The sequence below is a fragment of the Actinomadura sp. NPDC047616 genome (assembly GCF_040642915.1).
Lineage (GTDB): Bacteria > Actinomycetota > Actinomycetes > Streptosporangiales > Streptosporangiaceae > Spirillospora > Spirillospora miaoliensis.
Genome location: NZ_JBEYTB010000002.1, coordinates 263258 through 289836, shown reverse-complemented (window position 1 = coordinate 289836; position 26579 = coordinate 263258). Strand labels below are relative to the sequence as shown.

At 73.9% G+C, this 26579-nt stretch carries 22 protein-coding genes; 10 read left to right on the top strand and 12 right to left on the bottom strand.

Features of this window, described 5'->3' with window-relative positions:
• Positions 1 to 27 precede the first annotated feature (27 nt).
• The 8 genes from ABZ801_RS05590 (at position 28) to ABZ801_RS05555 (ending at position 9757) form a co-directional block, all read left to right on the top strand.
• Entirely contained in the window at positions 28 to 387 is a 360-nt protein-coding gene (locus tag ABZ801_RS05590) for a DUF2620 domain-containing protein (protein WP_360693275.1), read from the top strand.
• Positions 388 to 426: 39 nt separating this feature from the next.
• Positions 427 to 1788: a YhfT family protein gene (locus tag ABZ801_RS05585; RefSeq protein WP_360694135.1), complete on the top strand. Its 1362-nt coding sequence runs from the start codon at positions 427 to 429 to the stop codon at positions 1786 to 1788.
• A gap of 12 nt (positions 1789 to 1800) precedes the next feature.
• On the top strand, positions 1801 to 2745 hold the full coding sequence (locus ABZ801_RS05580) for an aryldialkylphosphatase (RefSeq protein ID WP_360693272.1): 945 nt from the start codon (positions 1801 to 1803) through the stop codon (positions 2743 to 2745).
• Positions 2745 to 3866 carry an aminotransferase class V-fold PLP-dependent enzyme gene (locus ABZ801_RS05575; RefSeq protein ID WP_360693268.1) on the top strand — a complete coding sequence of 374 codons (1122 nt, stop codon included), beginning with the start codon at positions 2745 to 2747 and terminating at the stop codon, positions 3864 to 3866. Before ABZ801_RS05580 ends, ABZ801_RS05575 begins: the two co-directional genes overlap by 1 nt.
• A gap of 3 nt (positions 3867 to 3869) precedes the next feature.
• On the top strand, positions 3870 to 5051 hold the full coding sequence (locus ABZ801_RS05570) for an alanine racemase (RefSeq protein WP_360693265.1): 1182 nt from the start codon (positions 3870 to 3872) through the stop codon (positions 5049 to 5051).
• Positions 5048 to 6328, top strand: a complete 1281-nt coding sequence (locus tag ABZ801_RS05565) for a phosphopentomutase (RefSeq protein ID WP_360693262.1) — start codon at positions 5048 to 5050, stop codon at positions 6326 to 6328. The genes ABZ801_RS05570 and ABZ801_RS05565 overlap by 4 nt, the downstream gene beginning before the upstream one ends.
• A 96-nt stretch (positions 6329 to 6424) precedes the next feature.
• Positions 6425 to 8941 carry a DUF3516 domain-containing protein gene (locus tag ABZ801_RS05560; RefSeq protein ID WP_344951845.1) on the top strand — a complete coding sequence of 839 codons (2517 nt, stop codon included), beginning with the start codon at positions 6425 to 6427 and terminating at the stop codon, positions 8939 to 8941.
• 15 nt (positions 8942 to 8956) lie between these two features.
• On the top strand, positions 8957 to 9757 hold the full coding sequence (locus ABZ801_RS05555) for a carbon-nitrogen hydrolase family protein (protein ID WP_360693258.1): 801 nt from the start codon (positions 8957 to 8959) through the stop codon (positions 9755 to 9757).
• Positions 9758 to 9827: 70 nt separating this feature from the next.
• Here the strand turns inward: ABZ801_RS05555 and ABZ801_RS05550 are convergent, their stop codons facing one another.
• From ABZ801_RS05550 to ABZ801_RS05530, 5 genes are all read right to left on the bottom strand, one after another.
• Positions 9828 to 10877: an NAD-dependent epimerase/dehydratase family protein gene (locus ABZ801_RS05550; RefSeq protein ID WP_344951839.1), complete on the bottom strand. Its 1050-nt coding sequence runs from the start codon at positions 10875 to 10877 to the stop codon at positions 9828 to 9830.
• Positions 10878 to 10980: 103 nt separating this feature from the next.
• The gene (locus tag ABZ801_RS05545) at positions 10981 to 11538 is read right to left on the bottom strand and encodes a Clp protease N-terminal domain-containing protein (RefSeq protein WP_360693254.1); all 558 of its coding nucleotides are present in this window, start codon (positions 11536 to 11538) and stop codon (positions 10981 to 10983) included.
• 4 nt (positions 11539 to 11542) lie between these two features.
• Positions 11543 to 11776, bottom strand: coding sequence for a helix-turn-helix domain-containing protein (locus ABZ801_RS05540; protein ID WP_344951833.1), 234 nt, complete (start codon positions 11774 to 11776; stop codon positions 11543 to 11545).
• A 68-nt stretch (positions 11777 to 11844) separates the two neighbouring features.
• Complete coding sequence (locus tag ABZ801_RS05535) at positions 11845 to 12864, bottom strand: CNNM domain-containing protein (RefSeq protein ID WP_360693250.1); 1020 nt, start codon at positions 12862 to 12864, stop codon at positions 11845 to 11847.
• Positions 12861 to 14204, bottom strand: coding sequence for a hemolysin family protein (locus tag ABZ801_RS05530; protein ID WP_360693247.1), 1344 nt, complete (start codon positions 14202 to 14204; stop codon positions 12861 to 12863). Before ABZ801_RS05530 ends, ABZ801_RS05535 begins: the two co-directional genes overlap by 4 nt.
• Before the next feature lie 226 nt (positions 14205 to 14430).
• Between ABZ801_RS05530 and ABZ801_RS05525 the strand changes: the two genes are divergently transcribed.
• Positions 14431 to 15435 carry a hypothetical protein gene (locus ABZ801_RS05525; RefSeq protein ID WP_344951825.1) on the top strand — a complete coding sequence of 335 codons (1005 nt, stop codon included), beginning with the start codon at positions 14431 to 14433 and terminating at the stop codon, positions 15433 to 15435.
• Positions 15436 to 15455: 20 nt separating this feature from the next.
• Here ABZ801_RS05525 and ABZ801_RS05520 read toward each other — a convergent pair whose 3' ends face one another.
• The 7 genes from ABZ801_RS05520 to ABZ801_RS05490 all read right to left on the bottom strand — a co-directional run bounded on the left by ABZ801_RS05520 (position 15456) and on the right by ABZ801_RS05490 (position 23102).
• Positions 15456 to 16427, bottom strand: a complete 972-nt coding sequence (locus ABZ801_RS05520; protein ID WP_360693244.1) for a hypothetical protein — start codon at positions 16425 to 16427, stop codon at positions 15456 to 15458.
• Positions 16424 to 17581, bottom strand: a complete 1158-nt coding sequence (locus tag ABZ801_RS05515) for a hypothetical protein (protein WP_360693241.1) — start codon at positions 17579 to 17581, stop codon at positions 16424 to 16426. The genes ABZ801_RS05520 and ABZ801_RS05515 overlap by 4 nt, the downstream gene beginning before the upstream one ends.
• Positions 17578 to 18027, bottom strand: a complete 450-nt coding sequence (locus tag ABZ801_RS05510; RefSeq protein WP_344951817.1) for a DUF4188 domain-containing protein — start codon at positions 18025 to 18027, stop codon at positions 17578 to 17580. Before ABZ801_RS05510 ends, ABZ801_RS05515 begins: the two co-directional genes overlap by 4 nt.
• Positions 18027 to 19649 carry a phenylacetate--CoA ligase family protein gene (locus ABZ801_RS05505; RefSeq protein ID WP_360693238.1) on the bottom strand — a complete coding sequence of 541 codons (1623 nt, stop codon included), beginning with the start codon at positions 19647 to 19649 and terminating at the stop codon, positions 18027 to 18029. Before ABZ801_RS05505 ends, ABZ801_RS05510 begins: the two co-directional genes overlap by 1 nt.
• A 109-nt stretch (positions 19650 to 19758) precedes the next feature.
• The gene (locus ABZ801_RS05500) at positions 19759 to 20964 is read right to left on the bottom strand and encodes a Cmx/CmrA family chloramphenicol efflux MFS transporter (RefSeq protein WP_360693235.1); all 1206 of its coding nucleotides are present in this window, start codon (positions 20962 to 20964) and stop codon (positions 19759 to 19761) included.
• Positions 20965 to 21066: 102 nt separating this feature from the next.
• Positions 21067 to 21639: a TetR/AcrR family transcriptional regulator gene (locus ABZ801_RS05495; RefSeq protein WP_360693232.1), complete on the bottom strand. Its 573-nt coding sequence runs from the start codon at positions 21637 to 21639 to the stop codon at positions 21067 to 21069.
• 89 nt (positions 21640 to 21728) lie between these two features.
• Positions 21729 to 23102, bottom strand: coding sequence for an FAD-linked oxidase C-terminal domain-containing protein (locus ABZ801_RS05490; RefSeq protein ID WP_344951805.1), 1374 nt, complete (start codon positions 23100 to 23102; stop codon positions 21729 to 21731).
• 252 nt (positions 23103 to 23354) lie between these two features.
• Here ABZ801_RS05490 and ileS point away from each other — a divergent pair, with 252 nt between their 5' ends.
• Positions 23355 to 26471, top strand: a complete 3117-nt coding sequence (gene ileS / locus ABZ801_RS05485; RefSeq protein ID WP_360693229.1) for an isoleucine--tRNA ligase — start codon at positions 23355 to 23357, stop codon at positions 26469 to 26471.
• The last annotated feature ends 108 nt before the right edge of the window (positions 26472 to 26579 follow it).

The following is a 26579-nucleotide window of genomic DNA, read 5'->3' as shown; positions in this document are numbered from 1 at the left end:
CCCCAGCCCCGGAAGAAGGCGAGCACGATGATCAAGATCCTGTCGGGCGGCGTCGGCAAGGTCGACGTCGCGCGGACCGTCGCCCAGGTCGCGCCCGAGACCCTCGAGGTGGCCGTCAGCAACGACATGGAGGCGGCGATGAGGCTGCGGGCCGGGCAGGCCGACTACTACCTCGGCACCTGCCACACCGGCGCGGGCGCCTCCCTCGGCGTCCTGGTCGGCCTGATGGGCAGGGAGGCCTGCCACACCTTCGGCCGGTCCGTGCCGACCGAGGCCGACGTCCAGGCCCTGCTCACCGAGGGCAAGAAGGTCTTCGGGTTCGCCCTGGACCAGATCGACGCCGTCGCCCCCGTCATCGCGCGCGCCATCGTCGCGCACGCCCGCTGACACACCGGTCCGCGATCGAGGAAGTGACCCGTGAGACCCATGCTCGCAGCGGGCGAAAGCCTGAGCTTCACGCTGTCACAGGAACTGACGGTCATCGTCCTGTGCGCGCTGACAGCGCTCATCTCCCACCTGGCGCTGGCCGTCTTCAACGACGGCGTGCGCCCGTTCCTGCTCGACTTCATCCGGGGCGGATCCACGCGCGGCGCCACCGCCGCGGTGTCGTTCGGGCTGTCAGCGGGGTTCATCTTCGGGCTGGGCGCGCCGATGGCGCTGTCCACCGGAGTGCTGAACCCCTGGCTGCTGTTCCTGCCCACCGACGTCCTCGGGCTCCTGGCGCCCAGGCGGTGGCTCGCGCCGCTCCTCGGCGCCGGATGGGGCGCGATCGTCGTCTTCGCCCTCGGGGGCGCCAACAGCGCGGCCCACGAACTGCCGGTCGACTTCCTGACGGCCATGCAGGAGATGTCGACGCCGATCCTGTTCCTGTTCACGCTGTTCCCGGTGCTGGCCATCGTCAGGCAGTTCGGCCGGGTGCGCGGCGCGGTCGCGGGCGTCATCGAGCTGGTGCTCGTGGTGATGACGATGAAGCTCTGGCCGAAGATGTTCGCCGGTGCCCTGGCCATGGCGGTCGGCGTGCTGATGCTCATCGGTTTCGCCGTGGCCCAGGACGTCAGGCGGCGCCGCGAGGAGCGGGCCGCGGCCGCGACCGCGCCGGGGACACCGGCCGCCACCCCGGCGGCCGCCGAGCCCTCCGGCGCGGACGACCCCATGGCGTCGCTGTTCAGCGCCAACGCCCTGCGGCTGCGCCGGCACCTGCCGTTGTTCATGCTGCTGGGCGCGGGCGTGTGCCTGCTGGCGCAGATGCACGTCTTCGGCGGTGGCGAGGCCACCAGCTTCCTCATAGCGAAGGGCGACCACAGCGGGGCGGCCCAGGTCGACTTCTACCGGGTGTTCGGTTTCGTCCCGCTGATCGCCACCACGGCATTGGCGTCGGGCGCGTACGGCATCGCCGGACTCACCCTGGTCTACCCGATCGGCTATCTGCTGCCCAGCCCGTACCTCGCGGTGGTCTGCGGCGCGCTGGTGTTCGCCGCCGAGGTCCTGGCGCTGTCGGCCATCGGCCGGGCGCTGGGACGGCTGCCCTCGGTCCGCGACAGCTCCGAGCACCTGCGCGGCGCGATCAGCGACACGATCGAACTGGCGATCCTGTTCGGTTCCCTGATGGCCGCCAACACCATGGGCGGCGGCCTCGGCATCCTCATCGTCGGCGGGCTGTACCTGCTGAACGAGGCGATGGGCCGCAAGGTGGTCCGCATGGCGGCGGCGCCCGCCGCGGTGCTCGTCGGCGGCGTGCTGCTGAACGTCCTGTACTGGCTCGACCTGTTCACCCCGATCAAGTCCTGACCGGCGGGAGCGATGACCGTCATGCACCGCATCCGAACCGTCACCGGGCCGCTGGCCGCGGACCGGGTGGACGGGCCCGTGCTCGCCCACGAGCATCTGGCGCTCGACCTGCGCCGCGACGGCGACGGTCAGGCCGTCCTCGCCGAAGGGCACCGGACGGCGATCGCGGCGGAACTGGCCGGCCTGCGCGCGGAGCACGGCCTGTCGCTGGTGGTGGAGCAGACCTGCCGGGGGATGGGACGCGACGCCGCCGCCCTCGCCCGGATCTCCCGGCAGGCGCAGGTCGCCGTGGTGGCGTCCACCGGGTGGTACTACGAACCGTTCCACCCCGACGAGGTCGCCGCGGCCGACGTGGACACGCTGACCGGGATGCTGCTGGCCGACATCGAGGACGGGCTGGACGGCACGGGCGTCCGCCCCGGCCTGATCGCGGAGGTCGGCAGCCACGCCGAGCCCACCCGGGCCGAACGCCGCGTCCTGACGGCCGCGGCCCGCGCCGCGACCGCCGCGGACCTGCCGCTGGCCACCCACGCCCACCTGGGCCGCGGCGGCCCGGCCCAGCTGGAGCTGCTGACCGGCGCCGGGCTGCCCGCGCACCGGATCTGCATCGGGCACCAGGACCTGCTCGACGATCCGGCCACGCACCGCGAGCTGGCGGCGGCGGGCGCGTACGTCGCCTTCGACACCATCGGCAAGGAGCCCTACCAGAGCGACGAACGGCGGCTGCGGCTGCTGCTGGCGCTGCTGGACGCCGGGCACGCCGACCGGGTGCTGCTCAGCTGCGACATCTCCCGCCACACCTACCTGCGCGGGCACGGCGGCCACGGGTACGGGCACCTGTTCCGCTCGTTCCTGCCCCGGGCGCGGGCGGCCGGTGTCGACGACGACCTCGTCGACCTGCTGACACGCCGCAACCCGCTGCGTTTCCTGACCGGTGCGACCACCGAGGAGTTCTGATGCGGCCCCGGCTTCCGCAGACCTTCCCCCTGGCCACGGTGCCGCTGCCGGACGCGGTGGCGCGGCAGTTCCGTCTCCTGGAGTGCACCGCCGCCCACTTCGAGGGCGAGCAGCTGTTCACCACCGACCTGGGCGTGGTGCCCGGGACGGGACGGCCCCGCACCACCGCGCGGGTGGAGGCGGTCCTCGCCGACTTCTTCGGCGCCGAGGCCGCCGCGCTCGTCCAGGGCGCGGGCACCGGCGCCATCCGCGCCGCCCTCGTCGCGGCGGTGAAGCCCGGTGACCCGCTGCTCGTCCACCGCGCCCCCGTCTACGCCACCACCGCCACCACCCTGCGGACCCTCGGCGTCGACGTCGTCGAGGTCGACTTCAACGACCCGGCGGCGCTCGAACGGGCCCTGGCCGGCGGGCGGTTCCGGTGGGCGTACGCGCAGCACAGCAGGCAGCGGCTCACCGACTCCTACGACCTGGCCGCCGTCGTGACCGCCTGCCGCGCCGCGGGCGTGCGCACGATCGTCGACGACAACTACACGGCCATGCGCGTCCCGGCCTGCGGCGTCGAGGTGGGCGCGGACGCCTCCTGCTTCTCGCTGTTCAAGCTGCACGGACCCGAGGGGGTCGGCGCCGTCGTCGGCGCCGCCGACCTGGTCGAGCGCCTGCACCACGACAACTACTCCGGCGGCGGCCAGGTCCAGGGGCACCAGGCGCTGGACGCGCTGCGGGCCCTCACGCACGTGCCGGTGATGTGGTCGGTGCAGTCGCGGGTCGTGGCGGAGATCGCCGAGCGCCTCGCCGGCGGCGAGGTCGACGGCGTCGCCGACGTCCGTGTCGCCAACGTCCAGGACCGCTGCGTGCTCGTCCTGCTCGACCGGCCCGTCGCCCGCGCCCTGCCCGCCGTCGCCGCCCGCCACGGCGCCGCCCCGTACCCGGTCGGCTCCAGCTCGCGTTACGAGATCGCCCCGCTGTTCTACCGGATGTCCAGCTCGTCGCTGGCCGACGCCCCCGGCCTGGCCGACTGGACGGTGCGCGTCAACCCCATGCGGGCCGGCGCGGACCTCGTGCTGGACATCCTGCGCCGCGCGCTGCGCGACCTGGACCACCCGCCCTCCCAGAAAGACTGACCTTTGTTCCTTGACGCCGTCCTGGCCCGCAATCCGCGTCTCGCCGAGACCGCCGCCGCGTTGCACCGCGACGGACGCATCCCGCCCGACACGTACGTCATGGACCTCGACGCCGTCGAGGAGAACGCCGCGGTGCTCGCCGCGCGGGCCGACGGGCTCGGCCTGCGCCTGTGGTTCGTCGTCAAGCAGGTCGGCCGCAACCCCGAGCTGATCCGGGCCGTCGCCCGGCACATTCCCAGGTTCGCGGCCATCGACCCGCCCGAGGCCCGCGCCCTGCACGCGGCCGGCGCGCGAGCCGGCAACCTGGGGCACCTGGTGCAGATTCCGCGCCGCGCGCTGCCGGAGATGCTGGCCTGGCGGCCCGAGGCCGTGACCGTCTTCGACACCGCCAACGCCCGCGCGGTGTCCGCCGAGGCCCGGCGCCAGGGCATCGTCCAGGACGTCCTGGTGCGGATCGAGGGGGCGCCCGGCGCCGCCTTCCCCGGCCAGGAGGGCGGTGTCCCGCCGGGACACCTCGACGCCTTCGCCGAGGAGGTCGAGCGGCTGCCCGGCGTCCGCATCGCCGGCGTCACCGCGTTCCCCTGCCTCACCTGCGACCCGGACAGCGGTGAGGCGCACCCGACGGCCACCTTCGACCGGGTCCTGGCGGCCCGCGACCTGCTGGCCGGACGGGGCCACGGCCCGCTCAAGCTCAGCGCGCCCGGCGCCACCTGCGCCGCGACGCTGCCGCTCCTCGCCCGGCGCGGCGCCACGCACGGCGAGCCGGGCCACGCCCTGACCGGCACGACACCGCTGCACAGCGCCGACCCGTCCCAGCCGGAGAGACCCGCCTACGTGTACGTCAGCGAGGTCGCCCACATCCTCGCCGACGGCCGCCCGGCCCTCTTCGGCGGCGGTTTCTACCCGCGCGGCACCGTCACCGCCGCCTACCTGCCGCGTTCGGGAGAACGGCTGCCCGTGCAGGACGCACCCGCCGAGAACATCGACTACTACCGGCTGCTGGAAAGACCCCGCCGCCCGGGGACGGCGCAGGTCGGGGACACGGCGGTGCTCGCCTTCCGCACGCAGGTCTTCGTCACCCGCAGCCACGTCGCCGTCGTCAGCGGGCTCTCCACCGACGGCCGCCCCGTGCTGACCGGCCTGTACGACCCGTTCGGACGGCCCGTGCACGGAGGCCGGTCATGAGCAGGACGGTCATCGTCGTCATCGACGGCTTCGGGATCGGGGCGATGCCCGACGCGGGCGCGCTGCGCCCCGGCGACGCCCACGCCGACACCCTCGGGCACACGCTGGACCGTTTCGGCGCCGCCGCTAGGCGACCGCTGCGGCTGCCGACACTGGAGGCGCTGGGCCTGGGGCTGCTGCACCCGCACCGCGATCTCGCCGGACGGCCGACGCTGCCCGTCGCGGCCGGCCGCGCCGCCCTCGGCTACCCCGGCGCCGACTCCTTCGCCGGCCACCAGACCATGATGGGCGCGGACTTCAGCGCGGTGACGGTGTCGACGCTGGGGGAGCGTCTGGAGGAGGTGACCGCGGCGCTGGAGGCGGCCGGGCGCACCGTGCGACGGCTGGACGGCCGCCCCGTGCTGGTCGTCGACGAGACGGTGCTCGTCCACGACAACCTCGAAGCCGACCCGGGCATCAACTGGAACGTCTCCGGCCGTCTGGAGGATCTGCCGTTCGACGGCATCCTGGCGATCGCCCGCACCGTCCGCCGGGTCGCGCCCGTCGCCCGCGTCATCGCCGTCGGGGGGCACGCGGACGGCCCGCTGCACCGCCATGTGCGCGACGGCGACGGCGGCACCGTCGGCCTGGACACCCCGGCCAGCGGCTTCTACCGCAACGGCGGCCTGCGGGTCCAGCACCTCGGCGTGCCGCTGGATCCCACCAGGCAGCTGCCGAACCTGGCCGCGCGCGCCGGTGTCCCCGTCACCCTGGTCGGCAAGGCCGCCGACATCCTGTCCTGCGACGCGGCCGTGCGCCGCCCCGCCGTGCCCACCGCCGAGGTGCTCGCCCACACCCTGCGCGCCGCGCGGGCCGGCGGCGACGCCCTGGTCGTCGCCAACGTCCAGGAGACCGACCTGGCGGGCCACCAGCAGGACCCCGCCCGCTACGGCACCCTGCTGGAGCGGGTGGACGCCGGTCTGGCGGAACTGGTCGCCGTCCTCGACTCTCCCGGCGACCGCCTGATCGTCACCGGCGACCACGGGAACGATCCGGCCATCGGGCACTCGTACCACACCCGCGAATACGTCCCGGTGATCGTCCACCGCCCGGAGGCCGCGGAACCGCGGCTCCTGCCCGACGCGGAGAGCCTCGCCGACGTCGGTGCCACCGCCGCGGCGGCGCTGGGCCTGGACCCCGCCGGCCTGACCTGCGGCACGCCGCTGCGCCGCCCGCCGGAACCGGACGCGGAGGCCGCCGCCGATCCGGGCGCCGGCGGACCGCCGCGCCGCAGGTGACGCGGGTGGCGGCACGGGGCCACCGCTCGGGGGCGGCCCCGTGCCGCCCGTCCTTGTGGGCGGTCGTGGCGCGGGCACCCGGCGGACACGGGCAGGATGGAAGGCGTGAACCTCATCGATCATCTTCCCTCCGGTACCGACGTCGACCCCGACTCGCTGTTCGAGGCGTTCGGACGATGGGTGTCGGGACGCGGGATCACCCTGTATCCCGCGCAGGAGGAGGCGCTGATCGAGGTGGTCTCCGGCGCCAACGTGATCCTGGCCACACCGACCGGATCGGGCAAGAGCCTGGTGGCGGCGGGGGCGCTGTTCGCGAGCCTGGCACGCGACCAGGTGGGCTTCTACACCGCGCCGATCAAGGCGCTGGTGTCGGAGAAGTTCTTCGACCTGTGCGAGATGTTCGGCCGGGAGAACGTCGGCATGATGACCGGCGACGCCAGCGTCAACGCCGACGCGCCGATCATCTGCTGCACCGCCGAGGTGCTGGCCAACATCGCCCTGCGCGACGGCGCCGACGCCGACATCGGCCTCGTGGTGATGGACGAGTTCCACTTCTACGCCGAGCCCGAGCGCGGCTGGGCGTGGCAGATCCCGCTGCTGGAGCTGCCGCAGGCGCAGTTCCTGCTGATGTCGGCGACGCTCGGCGACGTGTCGTTCTTCCAGAAGGACCTGACCCGGCGCACCGGACGGGAGACCGCGCTGGTGTCGTCGGCCGAGCGGCCCGTCCCGCTGATCTACGACTACCGCACCACCCCGCTGCACGAGACGATCGAGGAGCTGCTGGGCGAGCAGAAGGCCCCGATCTACCTGGTGCACTTCACCCAGGCCGCGGCGATCGAGCGGGCGCAGGCGCTGATGAGCGTCAACGTGTGCTCCAAGGCGGAGAAGCAGCAGATCGCCGAGATGATCGGCAACTTCCGGTTCACCACCAAGTTCGGCCGCAACCTGTCGCGGTTCGTGCGGCACGGCATCGGCGTGCACCACGCCGGGATGCTGCCCAAGTACCGGCGGCTGGTGGAGCGGCTGGCGCAGGCGGGGCTGCTCAAGGTGATCTGCGGGACGGACACCCTCGGCGTCGGCGTGAACGTGCCGATCCGCACGGTGGTGTTCACGGCGCTGAGCAAGTACGACGGGCACCGGGTGCGCCGCCTGCGGGCCCGCGAGTTCCACCAGATCGCCGGACGGGCCGGGCGCGCCGGGTTCGACACCGTCGGGTACGTGGTGGCGCAGGCCCCCGACCACGTCGTCGAGAACGAGAAGGCGCTGGCCAAGGCGGGCGACGACCCCAAGAAGCGGCGCAAGGTGCAGCGCAAGAAGCCCCCGGAGGGGTTCGTCGGCTGGGACGAGGACACCTTCCGCAAGCTGCAGTCCGCCGAGCCGGAGATGCTGCGGTCCCGGTTCCAGGTCAGCCACGCCATGCTGCTGTCGGTGATCGCCCGTCCGGGCAACGCGTTCCAGGCGATGAAGAAGCTGCTCACCGACAACCACGAGGACCGGGCCGCGCAGCGCCGGCACATCTCCCGCGCCATCGCGATCTACCGGTCGCTGCTGGCGGGCGGGATCGTGGAGGTGCTGGACGAGCCCGACGAGCAGGGCCGCTACGCGCGCATCACCGTCGACCTGCAGGAGGACTTCGCCCTCAACCAGGCGCTGTCGACGTTCGCGCTGGCCGCGTTCGAGATCCTGGACCCCTCCTCGCCCACGTACGCGCTGGACGTGCTGTCGGTGATCGAGGCGACGCTGGACGACCCGCGGCAGATCCTTGCCGCGCAGGAGAACAAGGCCCGCGGCGAGGCCGTCGCCGAGATGAAGGCCGAGGGCATCGAGTACGAGGAGCGGATGGAGCTGCTCCAGGACGTCACCTATCCCAAGCCCCTGGAGGAGGAGCTGGCGGCGGCGTACGAGACCTACCGGGCCGGGCACCCGTGGGTCGGCGACCATCCGCTCAGCCCCAAGTCGATCGTGCGGGACATGTACGAGCGGGCGATGACGTTCACCGAGTACATCTCCCACTACGAGCTGGCCCGGGCGGAGGGGCTGCTGCTGCGCTACCTGTCGGGCGCCTACAAGGCGCTGCAGCAGACCGTCCCCGAGACGTTCAAGACCGACGAGCTGATGGACCTCATCGCCTGGCTGGGCGAGCTGGTCCGCCAGGTCGACTCCAGCCTGCTGGACGAGTGGGAGCAGCTCGCCCATCCCGAGGACGGGCCCGTCCAGGAGCCGATCGAGGAGAAGGTCACCAAGGTCACCGCCAACGCCCGGGCGTTCCGGGTGCTGGTGCGCAACGCGATGTTCCGCCGGGTGGAGCTGGCCGCGCTGGAGCGGTACGACGAGCTGGGCGAGCTGGACCCGGAGCTGGGCGCCGACGGGTGGGCCGAGGCGATGGAGGCGTACTGGGACGAGCACGACGACCTGCTCACCGGCCCCGACGCGCGCGGCCCCAAGCTGCTGATGATCGAGGAGGTGCCGGAGGAGGCCCTGTGGCGGGTCCGGCAGGTCTTCGACGACCCGGCGGGCGACCACGACTGGGGTATCAGCGCCGAGGTGGATCTGACAGGCTCGGACGAGGCGGGTGAGGCGGTCGTCCGCGTCACCGGCGTCAACCGGCTCTGATCTGGGAGGGGTTCCATGGTCCAGGTGGCCGTCGCGCAGTTCGCGCCCGGGGTCGACAAGGAGCAGAACCTGGCGGGCCTGCGCAAGCTGGTCGAGGAGGCGGCGGCCCGGGGCGCCCGGGTGGTGGTGCTGCCCGAGTACTCGATGTTCACCGCGCCGCGCATGGACGAGCGGTTCGTCGCGTCCGCCGAGGACCTGGACGGCCCGTTCACCGCCGGGCTGGCCGAGGTGGCCCGGCGGCACGGCGTGCACGTCGTCGCCGGGATGAACGAGCGCACCGACGACCCCGGCCGCATCTCCAACACGCTGCTGGCCGTCGGCCCGGACGGGAAGATCGCCGCGACCTACCGCAAGATCCACCTGTACGACGCGTTCGGCATGCGCGAGTCGGACGTGATCCGTCCCGGCGAGATCGCCGAGCCGGAGACGTTCACCGTCGACGGCCTGCGGTTCGGCCTGCAGACCTGCTACGACGTGCGCTTCCCGGAGGTGACGCGGCGGCTGGTGGACGCGGGCGTGGACGTGCTGGCGCTGCCCGCCGACTGGGTGCCGGGCCCGCTCAAGGAGGACCACTGGCGCACCCTGGTGCGCGCCCGCGCCATCGAGAACACCATCTACGTGGCCGCGGCCGACCAGCACGCCCCGACCGGCGCCGGCAACAGCATGATCGTCGACCCGATGGGCGTGGTCGTGGCGTCGCTGGGCGAGGGCACCGGGACGGCGGTCGCCCCGGTGTCGGCCGAGCGCATCGCCGCGGTCCGTGCGACGAACCCGGCGCTGGAGCTGCGCCGCTTCACCGTCGCGCCCCGCGCCTGACCGCGCCCCCGGCCTCGCACCCTGCCGTGCACCTGACCGCGGACCCGGCCGCGGACTGGGCCGGACGCCGTTAGGGGCGCCGGCCCACCCCGGTCACCAGCTCGCGCAGGCGCATCGGGCCGCCGGTCTCGGGCGACAGCGGGGGAGTGTCCATGCCCGCGCCGCTGCGCAGCCCGTCGAGGAACTCGCGCAGCGCGTCCATCGCGCTGTACCGGGGCATCCACCCGAGCTCGGTGCGGGCCCGGGTGATGTCCATGACCGGCAGGTGCAGGGCCAGGTCGAGCAGCTGCGGCGAGGCCGGCACCAGGCCGAGCTCCCACGCGACGGTCAGCGCGGCCTTGGCCCCGCGCGCGGGCAGGCGGACCTTGCGCGCGTGCAGCAGTTGCGCCAGCTCGTCCGGGCCGATCACCGGGTCGGCGGCCAGGTTGAACGGGCCCCGCACGTCCTCGGTGACCGCCAGCCGGTACGCCTGCGCGACGTCGTCGGTGTGCAGCGCCTGGAACCGCAGCCCGGGCACGTCCGGCACCACCGGGATCAGGCCCGGCCGCACCAGCGGGTTCGGCAGGAGCGGCCCGGCGAACAGCCGCCGCTGGCCGGACGCCGACTCCCGCTTGAAGATGAACCCGGGGCGCATGCGCACCACCCGGCAGCCGGGATGCTCGGCCTCGAAGGCGTCCAGCAGCCGTTCCACGTAGGCCTTCTCCCGGCCGTAGGCGGCGGTGGGCCAGCTGTGCGTGGGCCACGACTCGTCCACGGGACGGTCGTCGGGCCCGGGGGAGTAGGCGCCGACGGACGAGGCGTACACCAGCGCGGGCACGCCCGCGTCGGCCACCGCCTGGAACACGCGGGCGCTGCCCACCACGTTGGCCCGCCAGGTGATCGTCGGCGTGTGCGTGGGCTGGAACAGCCAGGCCAGGTGGACGACGGCGTCCGCGCCCCGGAACAGGCTCGTCAGGTCGGCGTCGGTGACGTCGGCCCGCGCCCACTCGGTCTTGTCGATCCGCAGCCGGGGACGGCGGCGGGCGATCCCCAGGATCGAGGTGATCCGCACGTCGGCGGCCAGCGCCTGGGCGGTGCTGGTGCCCACGTTGCCCGTGGCTCCCACGACGACGACCCGCATGATCGCCTCCTTGCGCTGTCGGCGGTCAGGTTCTCCGCGCCGTACCCCGCAGCGCCCCGCCCATGCGTCCCGCCCCCGGCCGGGGGCGGGACGCCGGCCCAGGTCAGGCGGCCTCGCTGGTGATCAGCCGCGTCACGTCGGCGCGCAGGGCGTCCACGTCCACGCCGGAGATCTTCAGGATCGACACGGCGGGGTTGTCCTCGTCGTGCAGCACGCCCAGCAGGATGTGGCCGGTGCCGATGCTCTTGTGCTTGAGCCTGAGCGCGTGCCGCAGGCTCAGTTCCAGGGACTTCTTGGCGCCCTTGGTGAACGGCACGTGCGAGCGCCTGCCCGGGCGCCACCGGCCGGGCGGGGCGTCCAGGGCGCCGGCGCCGAAGGACTCCTCGGCGGCCTGGCGCACCGCGTCCAGGTCGATGCCGATGGACAGCAGCGCCTCGGGGTCGAGAGGGTCCCCGCCGGCCGTGGTGCGGGCCAGCCGGGTCCGCAGGTCGTGGGCCTCCAGCCCGTGCCCCCGCAACGCCCGGCCCGCCGGGCCGGCGTCCTGGACGAGGGCGAGCAGCAGGTGTTCCGGGCCGATGTGCCGGTGGCCCAGTTCCCGCGCCGCCTCCTCCTGCGCCAGCACCACCACCGCCCGGGCGTCCTTGGTGAACCGCTCGAACATCGCCTCATCGCTCCTTCGTCAGGATCCGCCGGCCGCCGCCGTGCTTCTTGTGGACCGCCTGGCGGCTGACCCCCAGGCACACTGCGATCTCCTGCCAGGACCAGCCCCGCTCGCGGGCGTTGGCCACCTGCAGCGCCTCCAGTCGTTCGGCCAGTTCGCGCAGCGCGCGCACGGCCCGCAGACCGACGGCCGGGTCCTGGCTGCCCGCCTCCTTGGCGAGCGTCACTCCGTCGTCCATGGTGTCAATGTAGGTTGACAGCATGGCGATGTCAACCCATGTTGACAGCGCCCGGGTGGGCACGCCGATCAGGCGGGGGTGAGCAGCGTGGTCAGCAGATCGTCAAGGTTGATCAACCCGGCGGGGCGGCCGTCGGGGGCCAGGACCAGGCCGAGCTGGCTGTGGTGGGCGCGCAGCGCCGCCACCGCCTCGGCGACCGGGGTGGCGATCGGCAGGGCGGGCACCGGGTGGGCCAGCTCGCCCGCCGTCGTCCGGGCGCCCCGGGCCCGCGCCACGTACGCGTCCCGCACGTGCACCATGCGCGCGGCGCCGCCCCGGCCGGGGCCCCGCACCATGAGGCGGATCAGGCCGTGCCGGGCGGCGGTGTCGACGATCTCCCGCGGGGTGGCGGCGGCGGGCACCGCGACGATGTCGCCGACCGGCATCACCAGGCCCGCCAGCGGGGCGCGCGGCGCGTCCAGCGCGGCGGTGAGCAGCCGCAGGTCCGTCTCCCCGATCAGCCCCAGCCGCCGCGACTCCACCACCAGGCTGCGCAGCTGCTCGGGCGTGCGCGACACGCTCGCGGTGTCGCGCGGCGGGACGCCGACCAGGCGCAGCAGCAGGTTGGTGGCGGCGTTCAGCACCGCCAGCACCGGCCGGGTCACCGCCGAGAACGCCCGGAACGGCGGTGCCAGCAGCATCGCCGACCGCTCCGGACGCGTGATCGCCCACGACTTGGGCGCCATCTCGCCCAGCACCATGTGCAGGAACGTCACCAGGCCGAGCGCGAGCACGAACGCCACGGCGTGCGCGGCCGCGGCCGGCAGCCCGGCCGCGTGCGCGAGCGGTGTCAGCGTGTGCGCGATCACCGGCTCGGACACCAGGCCCAGCCCCAGCGAGCACATGGTGATGCCCAGCTGCGCCCCGGCCAGCATCAGCGACAGCTCGCGGATGCCCGCCACCGCCGACGCGGCGGCCCGGCTGCCGCGCGCCGCGGCCCGCTCCAGCCGCGGCCGCCTGGCCGCCACCAGCGCGAACTCCGAGGCGACGAAGAACCCGTTGCCCGCCAGCAGCCCCACCGTCACCGCAAGGCCCGTGGACAGGTTCACTCCGCCCCCCTCTCCTCGCTCTCCGGCACCGCGGCCGTCACCCGGATCCGTATCGTCTCGGGGACGTGCCGGTGCACCGTCACCACCTCCACCACCGCCCGGCGCGGCGGCTCGTCCAGGCGGGTCGGCGGCAGGTCCACGGTGACGACGTCGCCCGGCTCGGCGACCCGGCCCAGGCGCCGCAGCAGCAGCCCGGCCACCGTCTCGTAGTCGCCCTCGGGCAGCGCGATGCCGGTCTCGTGCGCCACCTCGTCCACCCGCAGCCCCGCGTCGGTGATCCACCACTGGCCGCGCCGCTGCGCCGGGACGCCGGCCGCCTCCAGCTCGTCGGCGATCTCCCCGACCAGCTCCTCGGCCACGTCCTCCCAGGTGATCAGGCCCGCGAAACCGCCGTACTCGTCGATCACGAACGCCACAGCCGTCCCACTCGCCTGCAGGCGCACCACCACGTCCGGCAGCGGCAGCGTGCTCGGCAGCATCAAAACGGGCCGCGCGACGTCCCGCACGGGGGTGCGCGCGTCGGGAGGCAGCCGCACCAGCTCCTCCAGGCCGACCACGCCCAGCACGTCGTCGACGCTGTCGCCGACCACCGGGTAGCGGCTGTGCCCGGCCCCGGCGATCACCTCGGCCATCCGGGCGACCGGCGTGTCGCCCGGGACGGTCACCACGTCCACCCGCGGCACCATCACCTCCCCGGCGGTGCGGTCGGGGAACGCCAGCGCCCGTTCCAGCAGGTCGGCGTGCTCCTCCTCCAGCTGCTCGCCGGACTCGCCGATGATGTGGCCGAGCTCCTCCAGCGTGGCGCCGTGGTGCAGCTCCTCCACCGGCTCGATGCCGGCCGCGCGCAGCAGCCGGTTGGCCGAGGCGTCGAACAGCCGGATCAGCGGCGCCGCCACCGCCAGGTAGACCAGGGTGGAGGAGGCCAGCGCGCGGGCCATCGTGTCGGCCCTGGCCAGCGCCAGGTTCTTGGGGAACAGCTCGCCCAGCACCATCTGGATCACCGTGGCGAGCAGGAAGCCGAGGGCCACGGCGATCCCGCCGACCGCGCCCGTCGGCACCCCGGCCGCCGTCAGCGCCGGGGCGATCAGGTCGGCCAGCGCCGGCTTGGCGATGAACCCCACGACCAGGGCGGTCACGGTGATGCCGAGCTGGGCGCCGGACAGCATGAACGACAGCCGCTCCATCACCCGCACGGCGCGGGCCGCGCGCCGGTCGCCCCGCGCCGCCAGCGCCTCCAGCGCGGGGCGGTCCGCGGTGACGAAGACGAACTCCTGGGCCACGAAGTACCCGGTCGCGGCGGTCAGCGCCACGACGGCCGGCAGCCCGAGCGCCAGGTCCACCGAACCTCCCTCCCGTACGGGGCTCCCGGAGATCCTCCATATCCCCGATCTCCCGTCCGCCACTCGGGGTCACGCCGCGCCGGGGCCGCGAGGGGCCGGCGAGGGGGGCGATGAGGGGGGTGCCATCGGGCGGGGTCTCTTTGGCATTCTGGAGTAAGTCCCGTCACACGTGACAGGGACGACAGGGCATCGGTTTTACGGTTTTCCCTACCCGCCGGGAGTGCCCATGACCGACGATAAATGTCCCCGTCCCGTCTTCGACCCGGCCATCCCCAGCGGCGACCGGGCGCTGCTGGCGGCGGCGCCGGAACGGCTGACCGCGGCGAGCCTGCCCGCCCCGTCCCCGCCGCGCGCGAGCGCCGCCACGATCGCGGCCCGGTCGGTCTGGATCCCGGTGTTCGCGTTCTTCTACGGCGTGCTGCCCGGCGGCTGGCTGCGGCTGTTCTTCCTGGCCTCGCTGGACGAGGACGACCTGATGGGCGGGGTGTTCCGGTGGGGCCGCGCGGCGGTGGCCGCGATGATGCTCACCCCCGCCGTGCAGGTCGTGCTGATCCTGCTCGGCATGGGCAGGGCCGCGGTGGCGCTGGCGGCCGTCAGCTTCGTCGCCTGGGCGGCCGGCGCGGTGCGGCACCTGCGCGAGCCCGACGCGTCCCGGGCGGCCCGCGCGCACCACGGCCGCTACCTGCTGCCCGCCGACTTCGACCGGCCCGCCGCCCGGCTGCTGGTGCGGGCCCAGCGGGCGATCGACACGATCCTGGGGTCCAAGGCGCACAGCGCCGGGCTGCTCGACGACGTCAACAACGCGGTGGTGCTGCCGCGCCAGGAGTGGGCGGTCGCCTGCGCACTGGCCGAGCACACCCGGCTGCGCCGTGAGCGCCGCGCCCAGCAGCCCGAGCGGCTGACCGAGTCCGTCCGCGAGCTGCTGGAGCCGCAGCACCGCGCCCTGGAGCTGTCGGTGCGGGCGATCACCGAGCGGATCGAGGCGCTGGAGGAGTACGCCCAGCGGGCCCGGGAGGCCGACGACGCCTTCCATGAGTGGCGGGTGCTGCGGCGGCTGCCCGAGCAGAACGCCCGCTACCAGGACCTGCTGGCCCGCACCGTCGGCCACGACCTGGCCCGCGAGGAGATCAGGCGGCTGGCCGACGACGCCCGCCGCGCCGAACACGCCCTGCGCGCCAGCATCGCCTCGGCCCTGCGCACGGGCCGCGCCGTCACCGCGCCCCCGGCCTGATTCCTGCCGGGGCCCGCGGTTCAGCGAACGCGGCGTGCCGACCGGGGCGGCGGCTCGGCGGGCCGCCCGACCCGCACGATGCTGAGCAGCCGCGCCGGGTCGTCCACGTCGAGCAGGCGGGCGAGTGTGGCGCGCGTGGCGGGCGCGTCGATGATCTGGCTCAGCGGATGGGTGGTGTGGCCGAGGCGGGACAGCGCCAGCCACTGCCGCATCAGCACCCGCCCCATCGCGACCTGCCCCTCGGGCGGGCAGCCGGCCGGCCCGACGAGCACCAGCACGTCGCCGTCGTAGTTGAGCAGGCCCCGCGAGGCCGCCGCGAGCAGGCGCGGCAGGCCGACGCGCCGCAGCAGCGGGTACGCGCGCGGCGACAGGACGGCGCGCAGCCCGAGCGCCTCGGCGCGGCCGAGCCGCAGGGCCCGGTCGGTGAGGCCGTCCCGGTCGTAGCGGGGATCGCGGGGGGTCAGGCGCAGCCAGGCGCGCAGCTCGCGGGTCACGGCGGGGTCGCCGAACATGTGCCGGTCGGCGTCGTACAGCAGCCCGGCCAGCCGGCGGCAGGGCAGCCGCAGCGTCCGGGCTCCGGCCGCCTCGGCGAGTTCGGCGACGGTCGTGAACGCGGCGTCGTCGAGCCGCCCGGGCCGGTAGGGCACGCGGCCGGAGCGGCGGGCGCGCACGTCGCCGACACCGAACGGGGTGCGGTACGGCTCGTCGGCGGCCACCAGGTGACCGATCCGCCGCCGCGCCTGGTCGTAGTCGGGGCGGAAGCCGACGGCCAGGCCCGCGTCGGCGCACACGATCAGGCACGTCTCGGTGAACGCGCCCAGGCCCAGCCGCAGGTCGCGTCCGGTCGGGTCGGCCACGGGAAGCGCGTGCGCCGGGTCCCAGCCGATCTCGGCGGAGCCGTCGCGGTAGCGCAGCGTCCACGGCTGGGTGTTGTGCGCGCTGGGCGCCCGCCAGAAGTCGGGTTCGAGCGCGCGCAGGTCGCCGGGGTTCACCGCAGGTCCGTGTCGTAGCGCAGGTCCGTCTCGTAGCGCAGGTCCGTGTCGTAGCGCAGGTCCGTCTCGTAGAAGGTGTAGCCGTGCAGCGGCCTGCCGCCCATCGCGACGTACTGCGCGGCCGATCCGGCGTTGGCGCGCTCCACGAACGTGCTGCGCAGCGTCCGGTAGCCGCCGGCGCGCAGGTTGCGCAGCAGCTCCCGGGACAGCAGCCGCATGTAGCCGCGTCCCTGCTCGTCCGGCACCGTGCCCTTGACGATCAGGACGGCGTCGCGGCGGTGCCGGGAGCGGGTCAGCAGCAGCCGCACCTGGTTGGGCAGGTTCAGGTCGCCGTCCACGCCCGCGACGAACTCGGAGATGTCCGGCACGCACAGCACGAACGCGATGGGACGTCCCGCCTTGGTCAGGTAGAGCAGCAGCGACTCGTCGATCAGGTGGGAAAGGCCGTCGGTGGCCCGGTCCAGCTGCTCGGCGGAGATCTCGGTGTAGTAGCCGAGCCGGGCGAAGGAGGCGTTCAGCATCTCCCGCAGGATCGGCAGCTGCTCGCGGAACCGCCTGCGCGAGCCGCGGTGCACCACCAGGTCCTCCGCGGCGGCACGGGCGTCGTCGAAGCCGAACACCTCGTCGGGGTCGGCGGTGACCGGGCAGATCCACGTGTCGGACTCGAACCGCCGGGCGAACCCGTACGCCTCGTAGGCGCGCGGGTAGTACGCGGGGTTCCACGCGCTGTCGATGAACCCGCGCTCGGAGAACCCGGAGGTGATGACGCCGCCGGACTGGTTGGGCAGCAGCGACACCGGCCCGAACGCCGTGGCCTTCCCGGCCTTGGCCCCCGCCGCGCGGATCGCGTCGAACAACGCGCGTGCGGCGCGCTCGTCGTCCACGAACTCGGTGAGCCCGAACAGCTGGGCGGGACGGCCGATCTTGGCGTCGAAGGCGGCGTCGGTGTGCAGGGTCGTGCGCGCCACGACCTCGCCCGCCGCGTCGCGCAGCACGTACAGCCGCACGCCCGGCACCTCGCCGCGGAACCAGCCGCGGATCTGCTGTCGCAGCGGCGGCACGAATCGTTCGTTCCCGCCGTGGAGGCGGCGTGTGAGCTCGGTGAACTCGCGCAGCCCGCGTCGCGTCCGCACGGCCTCGAAGGTGAAGGTCATCGGCCGTCACGGGCGACCGGCGGGCCCTGCTCCTCGTGGCTGAGCGGCGTGAACTCGGGAATGTGCGCCATGACGTTCTCCTCGGCGCGCCACACGCCGTTGCTGTAGCCGTGCGGTTCGGCGTTGTAGATGCGGATGTAGCCGCCGGTGGCGTTCTTCGTGCCGTCGGTCACCCAGCGCATCAGCCTGCGGTGGTGGCGGCTGCGCGCGAACAGCAGCAGCGCGTCGCGGTCCTCGAAGAACGCCAGCGTGCCCAGCGTGAACGGGAACTCCCAGTACACCTTGTGCCAGCAGTAGCCGCGCATCCGCTTCATGTCGCGGACCATCCGGAACCAGGTCAGGCTCAGGGTGAGGATCGACAGCGGGCCGCGGTACCGGGTGGCGCCGACGAACATCGCCGTCGCCTGCCCCTGCCGGGGCGCCCTGCTGAAGTCGGTGGTGCGCATCAGCAGGCCCTCGCGTGCCGCGCGGCGCCCGCCGCCGGGGCGTCCTCGACCAGGTAGACGTTCTTGAGCCTGCCGGTGCCCGCGAACGGGCCCTCGCCCGGCCGGAACACCCGCACCCGCAGGTCGCCGGCCGCCGGATCCTCCCTCAGCGACTCGGCGAAGTCGCGGGACACCGCGGCCAGGTGGTCGCGGACGCCGTCGCGGCAGATCCGCGCCAGCCTGGCGACCGCCGTCTCGTCCAGATCCGAGCCCTCCCGCAGCTCGATGTTGACGACGGGACGCGACTCCAGGTCCGGCAGCTCCTCCAGCGACAGGCAGAACCGCGCGATGTCGGCGGCGTACGGGTTGCCCGCGTACAGGCCGTTCTCCACGTCCTGCGGGTAGAGGTTGGCGCCCATGTAGGAGATCGTGCTGTCGGCCCGCCCGAACAGGAACAGCAGCGGCAGCGCCATCCTCTCGTCGCCGGTGGCGCGGCGGCACTCGGCCCACCGCTCCGGGTCCCGCCGGATGATCTCCCGGACCCTGGTCAGCGGGTGCAGCAGCGCCTCGTCGCCGACGTTGTAGCGCAGCTTGGGCTGCAGGCAGGTCTTGCTGTTGATCGTGCACAGCAGCTCGCCGCGCGCGTTGACCTCCAGGTACGTCTCCAGCGGGTTGTAGTGGAAGATCATCGGGAGTCGCTGCTCGTGCTCGCCCAGCAGCTCGCGGCGCAGCTCGGCGTCGACGGCCAGCCGCTTGCGCAGCCACACCGTGAACCCGGTCTCGGCGCCCATCCCGATCGTCAGGTCGCTGGCGCCGTAACCGGAGCGGACCTCCTCCAGGCGCCGCTCCAGGTAGTCGCGCAGCGCCTCGGTCATCCCCTCGCCGCCGACCATGCCCCGGATCCGGTACTCCCGCCAGGGGAAGCCGAGCGCGTCCAGCCGGTCCACCAGGTGCTTGAGGAACGGCGGGTAGGCGGCGACGACGTAGTCGAAGCCGGGGCCGAAGTGCTCCAGCGTGTCGACGATCTTCTCCAGGTCCGGGCCGGTGTTCTTGACCATCGCGATGCGGGCCATCGCCGCGCCGGTGGTGGTGCCGGTGGCCCACGCGCCCATCGAGTAGGCGTTGATCACGAACAGCCGCCTGCCGGGGAAGACCAGCTCGATGTACCCGGCGGCGTTGCGGTGGATCTGCTTCAGCTCGCGCGGGCCGCGCACCCAGTTGTACGGCTTGCCGGTGGAACCGGACGACTCGTCCACGATCACGCCGGGCCGGTGCAGCCGCCCCTCCTGGCACCGGCTGGCCTCGTCGTAGACGCTCGCGTAGTTCCGCTTGGTCGTCTCGGGGAAGTCGGCCAGGCGGCGGGGCCGGGCGGCGTCCGCCCGCCGCACGAAGTCGCGGTAGGCGGGCACGTCGACGGCGGCGAACGCGCACGCCACCCGCGCGTGGCGGGCGGCCAGCCGGTCGAGCGCCGGATGGTAGTGGCGGGCGGTGAACCGCCACACCGCCGGATGCGCCGCCGCGCTCCGGTACACGCCGGTCAGCAGCCAGGAGCACGCCTGCAGCCGGGCGCGGCGCCAGCGCTCGCGCGGCGTGAGCCGTCCCAGCCGGGGCGACAGCCGCGCCCCCGCATCCTCCCTCGCCATGATCACCATCCTGTCGGTGCATTCCGTGAACGTCTGGAAGGGAAGTCTGCGTGACACGGGGGCGCGGGGGCATCCGCCGCACGACGGGGTTCCAGCCCCGTACAAGTACCTAGGTGGTCGGCGCCGCGGTACTCACCGGCGCCTCCGCCGCGGCGGGCACGGCCGCGGAGCGGCGGTTCAGGGCGGCGCCGAGCGCCACCGTGGCGAGCGCGACGGCGCCCAGCCCGGCACCGATCCACCCGACCGCCGGGTACCCCGCGCCCGCGCCGATCGCCAGGCCGCCCAGCCAGGGGCCCGCGGTGATCCCGACGTTGAACGCCGAGAAGTTGGTGGCGGCCGCCAGCGTCGGCGCCCGGCCGGCCAGGGCGAACACCCGGGTGTTCAGCGCCGGGTTGGTGGCGAAGCCGAACGCGCCCAGCAGGAAGACCAGCGGAACGGCCAGCGCGGGCGTGCCCAGCGACAGCGCCAGGGCCGCGGAGACGACGACGGCCCCCGAGACGCCCGTGTACAGCGTGCCGAAGGGGTGCCGGTCGGACGTGCGGCCGCCGACGGCGATGCCGAGGAACGACCCGACCCCGTACAGCACCAGCACGGCGGGCACCCAGCGTTCGGCCAGCCCGGTGGTGTCGGTGAGCATCGCGCCCAGGTAGCTGAACGTCACCAGCAGCGCTCCCGTGGACAGCGCGGTCGTGCCGTAGGCGAGCCAGAGCCGCGGGTTGGCCATGGCGCGCAGCTCCTCGCCCAGCCGGGGCACGGCGTCCGGGGCGGGACGGCCGCCCGGCAGCGTCGCCAGCACCCCGGCCATGGCGAGCGCCGACAGTGCGGCCACCGCCCAGAACGCCGCCCGCCAGCCGAGATTCTGGCCGATGAGCGTGCCGCCGGGCAGCCCGACGATGGTGGCGACGGTCAGCCCGCCCGCGACGACGCTCATCGCCTTGCCGCGCGCGTTCTCCGCCACCAGCCCCACCGCCGTGACCGAGGCGACGGCCCAGAACCCGGCGTACACGAACGCGCCGAGCGCGCGGGTCGCCAGCAGCGCCCAGTAGCCGGGGGCCAGCGCTCCCGCCACGTGGGTCAGCGCGAAGATCGCCAGGAAGGCCAGCAGGGTGGCGCGGCGGGGCCAGCGCAGGGTCAGCACCGCCAGCAGCGGCGCGCCGACCAGCATCCCGGCGGCGAACGCCGAGATCAGCAGGCCCGCCTGCGGGACGGACACGCCGAGGTCGGCGGCCATGCCGGGCAGCAGCCCGGCGAGCATCAGCTCCGAGGTGCCCTGGGCGAAGATCGCCAGGCCCAGGACGTAGACGGCCGGTGGCATGGGGGTCCCTTCTGTTTTGGATTGATCAGTTCAATATGAGGGTGAAAGAAAGGGCGGCACGGCGGCCGCCCGGCGCTCGCGGCGGTCAGGGCCGCCCGGGCGTCACAGTGCGTCCAGGGCGGTGCGGGCGATCGCCTCCAGGACGTCGCGCCCGGCGCCGCCCCGCGCGGCCACCCGCATCCCGCCGATGGTGGCGATGACGAAGTGGGCCAGGGCGGCGGGGTCCTTGCCGGGGTCGATCTCACCGCTGCGGCGTCCCCGGTCGATCGCCGCGCGCAGCGCCTCGAAGCGCAGGTCGTAGTTGCGGCGCAGCCACGCGGCGGTCTCGGGGTCGCGCGGGCCCAGCTCGACGAGCGAGTTGACCACCAGGCAGCCCGCCGGATCGTCCGGGTCGGGCTCGACGGCCCGCCACATCAGCGTCCGTACCTTCTCCCTGGTGGGCAGGTCGGACTCCAGCACCTCCATCGTGTCGGCGTCCTTGGCCTCGGCGTAGCGGCGCAGGGCCCTGCCGAACAGGTCGCGCTTGCTGCGGAAGGTGTTGTAGACGCTGCTGCGGCCCAGGCCCGTGGCCGCGCACAGGTCCTCGGTGGAGGTCGCCTCGTACCCGGCGGCCCAGAAGGCGCGCATCGCCGCCTCCACCGCCCGGTCCTCGTCGAACTGTCTCGGTCGCGCCATGCCGGCACGCTACCACGTTTTGGATCGAACGATGCAAAACCCGCGGGCGGCCGGCGGCCACCGGACCGGCGCGGGCGGCCGCGCCGTCCTCAGTCGAACACCTTGCCCGGGTTGAAGATCCCGGCCGGGTCGAGGGCGTCCTTGACGGCGCGGTGCAGGGCCAGCACCGCCGGACCCGCCTCGGCGGCCAGCCCGCGCATCTTCAGCAGCCCCACCCCGTGCTCGCCGGTGACGGTGCCGCCCAGCTCCAGCGCCGCGTCGATGATCCGGTCGAACGCCCGCCGCGCCCGCGTCCGCGCCGCCTCGTCGCCCGCCGGGACGATCATCAGCGGATGCAGGTTGCCGTCCCCGGCGTGCGCGATGTTGGCGATCCGGATCTCCTCCTCGGCGCCGATCCGCTCGATCCGGCCCAGCATCTCCGGCACCAGCATGCGCGGCACGCAGACGTCCTCGGTCAGCACCGGGCCGAGCCGCTCCAGCGCCGGGTAGGCCAGGCGCCGCGCCGCGAAGAGCGCGTCCGCCTCCGCCTGGTCGGTGGACCGCGCGCTCCACGTGGCGCCCGCCGACTCGAAGCACGCCAGGACGGCGTCGGCCTCCTCGTCCCCGGCCGCGCCCGGCGCGTCGCAGCGCGCCAGCAGCAGCACGTCGCCGTTGTCGGCCAGCCCCATGTGCTTCCAGTCGTCGACGGCGCGCAGGCAGTACCGGTCGACCAGCTCCAGCGCGCTCGGCACCACCCCGCGGGACGTCACGGCGGCGACGGCCCGCCCCGCGTCGGTCAGCGCGTCGAAGCAGCCGACGACGGTGCGCTCGGCGGCCCGCGCGCCGCGCAGCCGCACCGTCACCTCGGTGATCACGCCGAGCGTGCCCTCCGACCCGACCAGCAGCCCGGCCAGGTCGTACCCGGCCACGCCCTTGGCGGTGCGGCGGCCCAGCCGCACCACCTCGCCGCGGCCCATGACCGCCTCCAGGGCCAGCACGTAGTCACGGGTGACGCCGTACTTCACGCAGCACACCCCGCCCGCGTTGGTGGCGACGTTCCCGCCGATCGTCGACCACGGGGAGCTGGCCGGGTCCGGCGGGTACCACAGCCCGTGCTCCGCGCACGCCGCGCGCAGGTCGTCGTTGACCACGCCGGGCTGCACCACCGCCAGCCGCTCGTTCGCGTCGATCCGCAGGATCCGGTTCATCGCCTCGAACGAGATCACCACGCCGCCCGCGACGGCGTTGGCGCCGCCCGACAGCCCGGTGCCCGCCCCGCGCGGCACCACCGGCGCGCCGTGCTCGGCGCAGCACGCCACCACGGCCGCCACCTCGGCGGTCTCCCTCGGCCGCACCACCGCGGCGGGCGTCTCGTAGGGCGCCCAGGCGGCCTCGTCGTGGGCGTAGGACGCCAGGATCCCGGGGTCGGTGACGACCCGGTCGGCGGGGAGGACACGTTCCAGCGCGGCAGCGATATCGCCCATACCCGCACACTATTCGGTCTCCCGAGTACGGCCCGGGCGTACCGGCCGACGCCGGTCGTTCCCCCCGCAGACAGGCATGGAGCCTCGCTATCATGGGTGATCGGCCGTGCTCTGTGCGGTGACGCGGCCGGAGACGGGGCGCCGGCATCCTCGGCCCCCGCCTTTTTCCTGTTTCGACCGGCTCGGCGCCGGTCCTTTTCGTGTCCGCCCGCCGTCGGCGGGGCGGGCGATTCCGTGAGGAGGGTGACGTCCATGTATCCCAGGGACGGCCGAGGGAACGCGGTCGAGGGGAGCCCGTCCTTTCCCCAGGTCGAGCGCGAGATTCTCGACCTCTGGGCCGAGGGCGACACCTTCCGCCGGTCGGTGGACGCGCGTCCGGCCGGGCAGAGCGGCTCCAACGAGTACGTGTTCTACGACGGGCCGCCGTTCGCCAACGGGCTGCCCCACTACGGCCACCTGCTGACCGGGTACATCAAGGACGTCGTCCCGCGCTACCGCACGATGATCGGCCGCCGCGTGGAACGCCGCTTCGGCTGGGACTGCCACGGCCTGCCCGCCGAGGTCGAGGCCGAGAAGCAGCTCGGCATCACCACCAAGACCGAGATCCTCGAGATGGGCGTCAAGCGGTTCAACGACGCCTGCCGCGAGTCGGTCCTGCGGTACGTGGGGGAGTGGGAACGGTATGTGACCCGCCAGGCCCGCTGGGTCGACTTCGCCAACGACTACAAGACGCTCAACCTGGACTTCATGGAAAGCGTCATGTGGGCGTTCAAGACCCTCCACGACAAGGGCCTGATCTACGAGGGCTTCCAGGTCCTGGCGTACTGCTGGCGCTGCGAGACCCCGCTGTCCAACGCCGAGACCGGCATGGACGACTCCTACCGCGAACGCGTCGACCCGTCCGTCACGGTCGGCTTCGAGCTGGAGACCGGCGAGACCCTGCTGGTGTGGACCACCACCCCGTGGACGCTGCCCAGCAACCTCGCCGTCGCCGTCGGACCCGACATCGACTACGCCGTCGTCGCCCACGAGGGCAGGGAGTACGTCATCGCCGAGGCCCTGCTCGGCAACTACCGCAAGGAGCTGGCCGCCGAGGGCGCCGAGCCGGACGTCGTGCGCCGGCTGCGCGGCGCCGACCTCGTCGGCCGCGCCTACCGGCCCCCGTTCGACTTCCTCGCGGGCACCGAGAACGCCTTCCAGGTGCTCGCCGGCGACTTCGTCACCACCGACAGCGGCACCGGCATCGTGCACATGGCGCCCGCGTTCGGCGAGGACGACCAGCGGGCCTGTGACGCCGCCGGCATCCCCACCGTGGTCACCGTGGACGACGCCGCCCGCTTCACCGCCCAGGTGCCCGACTACGCCGGGCAGCAGATCTTCGACGCCAACAAGCAGATCGTCCGCGACCTGCGGGCCCGCGGCGCGCTGCTGCGGCACGACTCCTACGCCCACTCCTACCCGCACTGCTGGCGCTGCGACACCCCGCTGATCTACAAGGCCATGTCCAGCTGGTTCGTGGCCGTCACCAAGTTCCGCGACCGGATGGTCGAGCTGAACGACGAGATCAACTGGGTGCCCGGGCACGTCAAGAAGGGCGCGTTCGGCAAGTGGCTGGAGGGCGCCAGGGACTGGTCGATCAGCCGCAACCGGTTCTGGGGCTCGCCCATCCCGGTCTGGAAGTCCGACGACCCGAACTACCCGCGCGTCGACGTGTACGGGTCGCTGGACGAGATCGAGCGCGACTTCGGCGTGCGCCCCGCCGACCTGCACCGGCCCACCGTCGACGAGCTGGTGCGGCCCAACCCCGACGACCCCACCGGCAGGTCGATGATGCGCCGCGTCCCGGCGGTGCTGGACTGCTGGTTCGAGTCGGGCTCCATGCCGTTCGCGCAGGTGCACTACCCCTTCGAGAACGGCGAGTGGTTCGACGACCACTACCCGGGCGACTTCATCGTCGAGTACCAGGGCCAGACCCGCGCCTGGTTCTACTACCTGCACGTGCTGGCCACGGCCCTGTTCGACCGGCCCGCGTTCCGCACCTGCCTGGCGCACGGCATCCTCCTCGGCGAGGACGGCCGCAAGATGTCCAAGAAGCTGCGCAACTACCCGGACGTCTACGAGATGTTCGACCGGTACGGCGCCGACGCCATGCGCTGGTTCCTGCTCAGCTCGCCGGTGGTGTCGGGCGGGGACATGCCGGTGACCGAGGCGGGCATCCGCGACGCCGTCCGCCAGGTGATCAAGCCGATGTGGAACGCCTGGCACTTCTTCGCCCTGTACGCCAACGCCACCCCGTACGAGGCGCGGTTCCGCACCGACTCCGAGCACGTCCTGGACCGCTACATCCTCGTCAAGACCGGGCGGCTGGTGCGCGACGTCCGCGCCGACCTGGACGGCTACGCGCTCGGCGCCGCCTGCCAGCGCGTCCGCCAGTTCCTGGACACGCTGACCAACTGGTACGTGCGCCGGTCCCGCGCCCGGTTCTGGGACGGCGACGCCGACGCGTTCGACACCCTCTACACGGTGCTGGAGACGCTGTTCCGGGTGGCGGCGCCGCTGCTGCCGCTGACCGCCGAGAAGGCGTGGCGCGGCCTGACCGGCGGCGAGTCGGTGCACCTGACCGACTGGCCGGACGCGGACGTCTTCCCGTCCGACGACGCGCTCGCCGGCGGCATGGACCGCGCCCGCGAGGTGTGCTCGGCCACGCTGTCGCTGCGCAAGGCCGCCGACGTGCGGGTCCGGCTGCCGCTGCGCAGCCTGACGGTCGCCGCGGCCGACGCCGACACGCTGCGCCCGTACCTGGACCTGGTCGCCGACGAGGTGAACGTCAAGAGCGTGGAGCTGAGCGACGACGCCGCCGGGCACGCCGAGCGCGTGCTGACCGTGCTGCCCCGCGTGCTCGGCCCCCGCCTGGGCAAGGACACCCAGAAGGTCATCCGCGCTGTCAAGAGCGGCGACTGGCAGGAGCGCGACGGCCGGATCGTCGCCGGGGGCGTCGTGCTGGAGGAGGGCGAGTACGAGACGCGCCTGGTGCCGCGCGACTCCGGCCAGGCCGCCCTGATCAGCGACGGCGTGGTCGTCCTGGACACCGAGGTCACCCCCGAACTGCGCGTCGAGGGCCTGGCCCGCGACCTGGTGCGCGTCATCCAGACCGCCCGGCGCGAGCTCGGCCTGCACGTCTCCGACCGGATCACCGTCGCCGTCGACGGCTCGCCCGACGTGGCCGCCGCCGTGGAGGCGCACGGCGAGTTCATCGCGCGCGAGACCCTCGCCGAGAAGCTGGGCTTCGGCGGCCTCCCGGACTCCGCCGTCCACACCGGCGAGGTCGGCGACGGCGACCCGGTCACCGTCGCGGTCCAGCGCGTGTGACGCGCGTCGCGCGGGGCGGCCGGCGCCGCCCCGCGCGGAACGGCGCGCGTCCCCGGCCTGGGGGCTCTGTCGGCGCCGCCAATCTGCAACTCCCACGCAGTCAGGCTT